This is a genomic window from Flavobacterium sp. (assembly GCF_046317795.1).
Lineage (GTDB): Bacteria > Bacteroidota > Bacteroidia > Flavobacteriales > Flavobacteriaceae > Flavobacterium.
Window position 1 is genome coordinate 1 of sequence record NZ_JBKCVI010000080.1, and the last position, 9,259, is coordinate 9,259.

Here is a 9,259-nt window from a genome sequence, read left to right on the forward strand (position 1 = left end):
CCATTCCATAATCTGCTTGGTCTTCGTTGAGTAAATCGTTGACTTGTTTTTTTAGGTTGGAGTTCCATTTAGTTTGAGACAATTTGCAAATAGAATCATATTTTTTACTAAAACTTTTCCACTCAAGATTTTTTTTCAGACCATTAAATATTTTTGAATTGAAATAAGGTAATTCAATTCCTTTTTTCGCAAGTTCTTCGCCCCAAATAAAAGCGTTTTTCATATCTCTCGACAAAACTGCTACCCGAATCGCATTATGAATATCTCGCGCAAACAGCGTTGGATATTCTTTTGCTAAAAGCATGTAAGTTTCTTTTGCTTTGGCATATTGTCTTGTCAAAATAAAAGTTTCGGCTTTTTCAGTAAGTTGATAATAGAGTGGAACTTCTTTTTTGATTTGGTTTTTAGTATCATTGACTTGAACATTATTTTCAATAATTTTAACAAATCGTGGCGCATTTTTGTCTTTTTTTGGTGAGATTATTCCTTTTCTCCTTTGTTGTGCAAAAAACATCTCGCCAATATTGTAAAAATGAGTATAACAGGACAATTTGCCAATACTTAAAATCGAATTTTTATCGACTTTGAAACGGACTTTAAACGGCGTTGATGTAGGAAAGTTTTTCCTGAAATCTATTTTTTGAAACTCCAACGTATTGAGCGTGTCTAAAATAAAACTGTCTTTTTTTTCTACACCTTGATAAGTAACTTTAAAATCAACCATATTAAAGTTATCAAAGCTTATAACTGCTGCGCTTTTCTTTAATTTTCCAACTGAAATTTCTACAGCATCAACAGGAGGTTTTCCTTTGAAGTCCATAGAATTCCATCCGCCAGTAATTTGTCCTTCAATTTCAGCAATACTATCGGATATTGAAAAGGTGCATTTTTCAATTTGCACATTAGTGTAATAAACAAAATAATATTCAAAGAAATTAAAAGTCCTTTTATCTCTAGAAGCAAAATCAACTCCATAATTTATTATTCCTTTATAGTCTGAAGGGTCGAGATAATAGGAAGACGTGTCGTTTTCTGTTCTAAGATATAGAAAACTATTTTTTGTTCTTAAATCATATTTATTTTCTTCAAATTTATAAGCATTGAAGTCTTTTTGGGTAAAGAATTGGACTTCTTTTGGTTTCTGTTGTGCAAAAAAGAACTGTGTTGTAAACAACAAGAACAAAGAGAATGTTATTTTATCCATTTTATGAGTAAAGATTTATGAGGTGTTTTTTTAAATAACGGATAAAAATAAGAAAATTGTATTCAAGAAAAATTACAACAACTCCTATTCTTCCTTTTCATAAAATTCAACCACAGATAAATTGGGTAAACCCGACTCATAAACCGCCAATGCATCACACCGTTCGTTTTGTAAATACAAATTACAAGACAATTTCCTTCCAACTCATTACTTTACCTAAAGTTCGTTGCTGGTTAAACAATCCTGTGTGAACTATTGCCTTGCTTTGAATTAAATCGGGTTTTAGTTTTTCAAAATAAGTTAATCCTTTAAACATATCGGGCATAATAGTTTCGGATGCTTTGATTTCGACTAGATTGATTACTTCTGAATTTTGCCAGATTAAATCTACTTCATGTCCTACCGCATCGCGCCAAAACCATAAATCTAAAAGCAAATTATTGTGATAATTTTTTTTGATGTATTCATTGATTACAAAATTTTCAAACAAACTTCCTTTTAACGCGCTCAATTTTACGCTTTCGGCATCGTTTAATTTTAGCAAAAAGCAAAGAAGTCCTGTATCGTAAAAATACAACTTTGAACTTTTAGTAACGCGTTTATTGAAATTTGAAAAATAAGGTTGCAATTGGTATACAATATAACTGCTTTCTAAAACAGAAATCCATGATTTTGCAGTAGGTTGCGAAATGCCACAATCAATAGCCAACGAATTGAGATTAAGCAATTGTCCTGCTCTTGCTGCACATAATGAAATGAAATTTCGAAATTGTTTTAAGTCTTTTACATGAATTAATTCCGATAAATCTCGTTCGACATAAGTCTGAACATAATTGGAATAAAAAGCTTTTGATGGGATGTTTCTGTCGTAAATTGCAGGATAAAATCCTTTTTGAAGATTTATGGCGTAATCCTCATTTAACCAATTGGCATCCTGCATTTCTGAAATATCAAATGGCAACAATTTAAACAAAGCTACTCTTCCGGCTAAACTTTGGGTAATGTTTTCCATCAAATGAAAATTTTGTGAACCAGATAAAATAAATTGTCCCATAATCTTATCTTTATCTACTTTAGTTTGTAAATAAGAAAACAATTGAGGAACTCGCTGTGCTTCATCAAAAATTACGTATTTATCATATTGAGCTAAAAAACCGTTCGGATCATCTGTTGCAAATTTTCTTATATCTAAATTCTCTAAATTCACATATTCATATTCAGAAAATTGTGTTTTTAAAAAAGTAGTTTTACCTGATTGTCGTGGTCCGGTTAAAGCCAAAATTGGATATTTATTTTTAAAAATATCCATTTCCATTTTAATTCTTCTATTTGCACTCATATTGAAGGTTTTAGAATTGCAAATATATAACTAATTTTGAAATTACACTATATTTAACTTTGAAATTGCACTATAGTCAACTTTGAAAATGCACTATAGTTAACTTTGAAATTACACGGTTAATTTAAAACAATTTCCCTTCTTCCTTTTCATAATAAGCATCTACAGATAAATTAGGCAAACCCGAAGCATAAACCGCCAATTCATCACAACGTTCGTTTTGAGGATGGTTGTTATGCCCTTTTATCCATTTGAAATCGACTTGATGTTGGTGGTAAATTTTGAGGAAACGCATCCATAAATCTGGATTCTTCTTGTCTTTAAACCCTTTTTTCTCCCAACCAAAAACCCATTTTTTCTCTACAGCATCTACTACATATTTTGAATCGGAAACAACCAAAACTTTCATATTGGGTTTTGTTATTTTTTCCAAACCCACAATTACCGCTAATAATTCCATTCGATTGTTGGTTGTATGGCGGAAACCTTCGTAGAATTCTTTTTTATAGTTTGTTCCGACCAATTCCATTACAACGCCGTAACCACCGTTTCCAGGATTTCCTTTGGCTGCGCCGTCGGTATAGATGTGGACTTGGTGTATCAAAGTTGGAAGTCAGATGTTGGAAGTTAGAAGTCTTTCTATTATTTGAGGGAAATATTCATGTTCTAATGTTTGAACTTTGTTTGCTATTTCTCCTGCTGTTTTGCAATTTTCAATAGTTACAGATTTTTGAAAAATGAATTCCCCTTCATCATAATTTTTGGTGACGTAGTGGATGGTAATTCCTGTTTCCTTTTCGTGATTTTCAAAAACCGCTTGATGAACCTTCGACCCATACATGCCTTGTCCGCCATATTTTGGCAACAATGCCGGATGAATATTGATAATTTTGTTTGGATACTTAGCCACAATAGTTTCGGGCAATTTCCATAAAAATCCAGCTAAAACGATTAAATCCGGACATAAAGCGTTGACTTTATTCAAAACAACATCTTTTGCAAGTTCCTCTTTATTAAAAACGAATGAAAATATGTCAAAGGATTTTGCTTTTTCTAAAACTTTTGCGTTTGGATTGTTTGAAAATATGCCAACTATGGAAATAGAATCGTTGTTTTTGAAGTAGTTAACGATATTATCTACATTTGAGCCATTCCCAGAAGCAAAAAATAAAATCCTTTTCATTTGAAAATAAGATTAGATTGCACAAAAAAAAGAATAATAAATTGAATTAAAGCCATGAATATGTAAGATTTTGAAATAATTTTTTTATTTTCGTTGTCACATTTAGTAACAAAAATGTTGTTTTAAAATAAAGTTTTTTATTTTTGCCAACAATTTAAAATTAAAAATTAGAAATTATGTCAGACATTGCATCAAGAGTAAAAGCGATTATCGTAGACAAATTAGGCGTTGACGAAAACGAAGTGGTAACAGAAGCAAGCTTCACAAATGATTTAGGCGCTGATTCACTAGACACAGTTGAGTTGATCATGGAGTTTGAAAAAGAATTTGATATTCAAATTCCAGACGACCAAGCAGAAAATATTGCTACTGTAGGTCAAGCTATTTCTTACATCGAGGAAGCTAAAAAATAATAATTAAATTACCCGTGAAGGATTTCAATTTTTCACGGGTTTTTATTATTTTTAATGAAAGAAAAACAGATTGATATTCAATCTCAAAAATATTGAAATACCCCTGTGTCTTTGATGATTTAATTTGAAGAATACTCGGGTATTATTTGTTTAAATACAGTTGAAAAATAACGTTATGACATTAAAGCGAGTTGTAGTAACAGGTTTGGGAGCACTTACTCCTATTGGAAACAATATTCAGGAATATTGGGATGCTCTTGTAAGCGGCAAAAGTGGCGCTGCTCCAATAACCTATTACGATACCGAAAAGCATAAAACCAAGTTTGCTTGCGAAGTAAAAAACTTCAACATTGAAAATTTTATGGATCGCAAAGAAGCTCGAAGAATGGATAAATTCGCTCAATATGCAGTTGCTGCTAGTGAAGAAGCTATTGCCGATGCCGGAATTACAGCTAATAACGTTAACAAGCATAGAGTGGGTGTAATTTGGGGTGCAGGAATTGGCGGGTTAGAAACTTTTCAAGATGAGGTTATCAGTTATGCAGAAGGAGATGGAACACCAAGATTCAATCCTTTTTTTATTCCAAAAATGATTGCCGATATTGCCCCAGCTCACATTTCAATGCGAAATGGTTTCATGGGACCAAATTATACTACCGTTTCTGCTTGTGCCTCTTCTGCCAATGCTTTGATTGATGCCTTCAATTACATTCGTTTAGGAATGTGTGATGTTATTATTTCTGGTGGCTCTGAAGCTGCTGTAACTATTGCAGGAATGGGAGGTTTTAACTCCATGCAAGCATTATCAACTAGAAATGAAAGTCCCGAAACTGCTTCAAGACCATTTGATGCTACTCGCGATGGATTTGTTCTGGGTGAAGGCGCAGGCGCTTTGGTTTTAGAAGAATATGAACATGCCAAAGCTCGTGGTGCAAAAATATATTGTGAAATTGGCGGCGGCGGAATGTCATCTGATGCTTATCACTTAACAGCACCACATCCAGAAGGAATAGGTGTGATTGCTGTTATGGAAAACACGTTGCGTGATGCTGGAATGAAACCAGAGCAAGTTGACCATATTAACACTCACGGAACATCAACACCACTTGGTGACGTTGCTGAGTTGAAAGCGATTAGTGCCGTTTTTGGAGCTCATGCAAAAAACATCAATATCAATTCAACTAAATCGATGACAGGACATTTATTAGGTGCTGCAGGTGCGATTGAAGCTATTGCTTCAATTTTAGCTATGAAATTTGGCATTGTTCCTCCAACAATTAACCATACTGTTGTAGATGAAAATATAGATCCAAGCTTAAATTTGACCTTAAATAAAGCTCAAAAAAGAGAAGTTAAAGTGGCTATGAGTAATACTTTCGGATTTGGAGGTCACAATGCTTGTGTTTTATTCAAAAAATTAGAATCATAAAATTAGATGAAAATTTTAAAAAATATATTTAAAAATTCCCGTTCAACTGAGGACGGGATTTTTTTTGACGAAATTGAAAAAGTTATCGGATTTAAACCTGGAGCTATAATTTATTACCAAAAAGCATTTACGCATCGCTCCACCAATAGAATGGATTTGAAAGGAAATCCTATGAATTATGAACGATTGGAATTTCTAGGTGATGCAATGTTGAGCTCAGTAATTGCTGCTTATTTATATAACGAAGTACCAGCAGGTGATGAAGGTTATTTGACTAAAATGCGGTCTAAAATAGTGAGTCGCGAGCATTTAAACGAATTGGGAAGAGATTTAAATCTCATCCGATTTGTTGAGAGCAAAGTGCCTATGAGTCATTTTGGAGAAAATATTCATGGGAACATTTTTGAAGCATTAGTTGGCGCTATTTTTCTAGACAAAGGATATGAATACTGTCAAAAATTTATTCAAAAAAGTGTCATTATTCCCTATGTTGATATTGCAAAATTAGAAGGAAAAGTTATCAGTTATAAAAGTTTGCTGATTGAGTGGTGCCAAAAAGAGAAAAAATCTTTTAACTATGATGTTTTTGATGACAATGGCATTGATGGACAAAAATATTTTGGCGTAAAATTGAGTATAGACAATAAAGTAATTGCCAAAGCCAGAGCCACTTCAAAAAAGAAAGCGGAGGAAATAGCATCAAAACGTGCCTATTTTGTGTTTCAAGATAAAATTAACAGTAAACAATAAATATTCCTAAAACTATAACGTTTTCGTTCACAAAATAACGTTAACTCGCTATCGGTTTAGTAATTGTAAAGAACAGATATACTATATTTACAACTTATATTTGAGTGGAATGATTGTTCATAAAATGAGTTTGGATGATATTGGAAAAGCTATTTATCAATTGGTAGCCATTCATACTTCCTTGGAAGATTATCGACTAGCGTATTTCATTAATCAAAATCTGCCTATAAATTTAAAAAAGAGTCATAGCAATATTCAAATTTGGAGCAAAGAAGGAGAAACCCAATTGTCACGATTTGAATATGAAGATGAAAAGAAGAATGTTTTATGGAATTTAGTACAAAATAAAAGTAGTATTACAAACCTATCACAAAGTAACAGTCTAGATTTATTTGCCAACAGTAATAGTAAATTTTCCTCAAAAATTTATTTGCTGCCCGAATTTAAAAAAGTCGATTATTTTTTGAAAATAGAAAATGAGCATGATGTAGATATTACAACCATAACAAACCTTATTAATAAAATTGAAAGAGTAAGTATCGTTTATAACGTAGAAATACAAACAATAAAATCAAAAAATAATTTAATTTTTTAAATATAATGCCAACAAGGAAAAAAACTAAAATTGTAGCCACACTTGGTCCTGCTTGCAGCTCTAAAGAGGTTATCAAAAAGATGATAGATGCAGGGGTAAATGTGTTTCGTATTAATTTTTCACACGCTGATTATGCCGATGTAAAAGAACGAATTGATATCATCAGAGAGTTAAATAATGAGTTTGGATATACTACAGCCATTTTAGGGGATTTACAAGGGCCAAAATTACGCGTTGGAGTGATGAAAGAAGATGTAGTGGTAAATCCCGGAGATTTGATAACTTTTCAAACTGCCGAAGATGTTCCTGGAACAAAAGAGCGCGTTTATATGAATTACAAAGAGTTTCCAAGAGATGTAAATCCTGGAGAAAAAATTCTTCTTGACGACGGAAAATTGATGTTTGAAGCGCTGGAAACAAATAGGACTACAGAAGTGTTGTGTAAAGTAATTCAAGGCGGACCATTAAAATCAAAAAAAGGAGTAAATCTTCCAAATACCAAAGTCTCACTTCCAGCGTTGACCAAAAAAGATATTAAAGACGCATTATTTGCAATTGAACAAAAAGTAGATTGGATTGCACTTTCATTTGTTAGAACACCAGCCGATTTAGAAGAGTTACAAGACTTGATTGCAAAACATTCTGAATATAAAATTCCAATTGTGGCTAAAATTGAAAAACCAGAAGCGGTAGAAAATATTGATAAAATTGTGGCGTTTTGTGATGGTTTAATGGTAGCTCGTGGTGATCTTGGGGTTGAAATTCCGGCACATGAAGTACCATTAATTCAAAAGAAATTAATTCACAGAGCCAAAACAGCTCGAATTCCTGTAATTGTGGCCACACAAATGATGGAAACCATGATTACCAGTTTAACACCAACTCGTGCTGAGGTGAATGACGTAGCCAATTCTGTGATGGATGGCGCTGATGCGGTTATGCTTTCGGGAGAAACTTCGGTTGGAAACTATCCAGTGGAAGTGATTGAGAAAATGACCCAAATTATTGAAGCAGTGGAAGACTCTCCGTTAATTAATGTGCCACAAAATCCACCTCACGTTAGAACAAAGCGTTACATTACAAAATCTATTTGTTACCACGCAGCCACTATGGCAAATGATATTAAAGCCAAAGCCATTTCTACACTAACAAACAGTGGATATACAGCTTTTCAAATTTCGGCATGGAGACCAAAAGCACACATTTTAGTGTATACTTCCAATAAGAATATTTTAACCCAATTGAGTTTACTTTGGGGTGTAAATGCTTTTTTTTATGATAAATTTGTTAGCACAGATGATACGGTTGATGATATCAACGAAATTGCAAAAGCCAATGGCTATGTGAAAAAAGGCGATATGTTAATCAATTTAGCAGCCATGCCAGTAGCCGATAAAGGAATGGTAAATACCTTGAGAATATCTGAAATAGAATAATTTTTTAATTTTAAATTTTAATACTATGAATTCAAACAATCCGTTTTTTAAAAACAAAGCTTTCACCAACACTTCACGCGCTGAAGATACGGTACATGAAGCAAAAGTTATTGATTACAATCAAACGATGAGTGTTTCGGGAACTATTAATAAAAGCTTCCTGATGTTAATTTTATTAGTTGCCAGTGCAGCCATTACTTGGATAATGACTTTTAATGGACAAAACCCAATGATAATCGCTATTGGCGGCGCTATTGTGGGCTTTGTGTTGGTTCTAATTGCTACTTTCAAACCACAATATTCTACATTTTTAGCACCAGGGTATGCTATTTTTGAAGGATTATTTATTGGTGGCATTTCGGCCATTTTTGAAGTTATGTATCCCGGAATTGTGATACAAGCCGTGAGTTGCACTTTTGTAACCTTTATGGTGTGTTTCGGACTTTATAAATATGAAATTGTAAAGGTTACCGAAAAATTCAGATCAGTAGTTATTGCAGCAACCCTTGCCATCGCTACTTATTATTTAATTTCTTGGTTGTTATCGATGTTTACCAGTTTTCAACGAGTGGATCAAGGAAATTCATGGATGAGTATTGGAATTAGTGTTTTTGTAATTGTGATTGCAGCGCTGAACCTATTTTTAGATTTTGACCAAATAGAAAAAGGTGTGCAACAAAAAATGCCAAAATACATGGAATGGTATAGTGCCATGGGATTGATGATAACCTTAGTTTGGTTATATATCGAATTCTTGCGATTGCTTTCAAAGATTTCAAGTAGAGACTAAGGTAACTCTCAATAGTAAAACCAGCTTTCGGGCTGGTTTTTTTATGTTTTATTGTTAAATGATTTAAAAAATCTTTTATTTAACTCAAATAACGCTCCCGAAAACAAAAAAAAGGATATT

At 33.0% G+C, this 9,259-nt stretch carries 10 protein-coding genes; 6 read left to right on the forward strand and 4 right to left on the reverse strand.

Annotation, left to right across the window (positions count from 1 at the left end; translation table 11 throughout):
* From ACK5ON_RS04695 to ACK5ON_RS04710, 4 genes are all read right to left on the reverse strand, one after another.
* The coding region (locus ACK5ON_RS04695; protein WP_409820347.1) for a hypothetical protein at positions 1-1,204 on the reverse strand (1,204 nt) is incomplete at its 3' end.
* Between the two features lie 181 nt (positions 1,205-1,385).
* Positions 1,386-2,543 (reverse strand): ATP-binding protein, encoded by a 1,158-nt coding sequence (locus tag ACK5ON_RS04700; protein ID WP_409820350.1) that lies wholly within the window; start codon positions 2,541-2,543, stop codon positions 1,386-1,388.
* Between the two features lie 124 nt (positions 2,544-2,667).
* Positions 2,668-3,147, reverse strand: coding sequence for a ribonuclease HI (rnhA, locus tag ACK5ON_RS04705; RefSeq protein WP_409820353.1), 480 nt, complete (start codon positions 3,145-3,147; stop codon positions 2,668-2,670).
* A gap of 9 nt (positions 3,148-3,156) precedes the next feature.
* The gene (locus tag ACK5ON_RS04710; RefSeq protein WP_409820355.1) at positions 3,157-3,726 is read right to left on the reverse strand and encodes a phosphoribosylglycinamide formyltransferase; all 570 of its coding nucleotides are present in this window, start codon (positions 3,724-3,726) and stop codon (positions 3,157-3,159) included.
* 176 nt (positions 3,727-3,902) lie between these two features.
* Between ACK5ON_RS04710 and ACK5ON_RS04715 the strand changes: the two genes are divergently transcribed.
* From ACK5ON_RS04715 to ACK5ON_RS04740, 6 genes are all read left to right on the forward strand, one after another.
* Entirely contained in the window at positions 3,903-4,139 is a 237-nt protein-coding gene (locus ACK5ON_RS04715) for an acyl carrier protein (RefSeq protein WP_007137004.1), read from the forward strand.
* Positions 4,140-4,314: 175 nt separating this feature from the next.
* A complete protein-coding gene (fabF, locus tag ACK5ON_RS04720) occupies positions 4,315-5,568 on the forward strand; it encodes a beta-ketoacyl-ACP synthase II (RefSeq protein WP_396173345.1) in 1,254 nt (417 codons plus the stop codon).
* 6 nt (positions 5,569-5,574) lie between these two features.
* Positions 5,575-6,318, forward strand: coding sequence for a ribonuclease III (rnc, locus tag ACK5ON_RS04725; RefSeq protein ID WP_396173343.1), 744 nt, complete (start codon positions 5,575-5,577; stop codon positions 6,316-6,318).
* Positions 6,319-6,427: 109 nt separating this feature from the next.
* On the forward strand, positions 6,428-6,913 hold the full coding sequence (locus tag ACK5ON_RS04730) for an IPExxxVDY family protein (protein ID WP_396173341.1): 486 nt from the start codon (positions 6,428-6,430) through the stop codon (positions 6,911-6,913).
* A gap of 5 nt (positions 6,914-6,918) precedes the next feature.
* A complete protein-coding gene (gene pyk / locus ACK5ON_RS04735) occupies positions 6,919-8,349 on the forward strand; it encodes a pyruvate kinase (protein WP_396173339.1) in 1,431 nt (476 codons plus the stop codon).
* Between the two features lie 25 nt (positions 8,350-8,374).
* Positions 8,375-9,139 (forward strand): Bax inhibitor-1/YccA family protein, encoded by a 765-nt coding sequence (locus ACK5ON_RS04740; RefSeq protein ID WP_409820359.1) that lies wholly within the window; start codon positions 8,375-8,377, stop codon positions 9,137-9,139.
* Positions 9,140-9,259 lie beyond the last annotated feature (120 nt).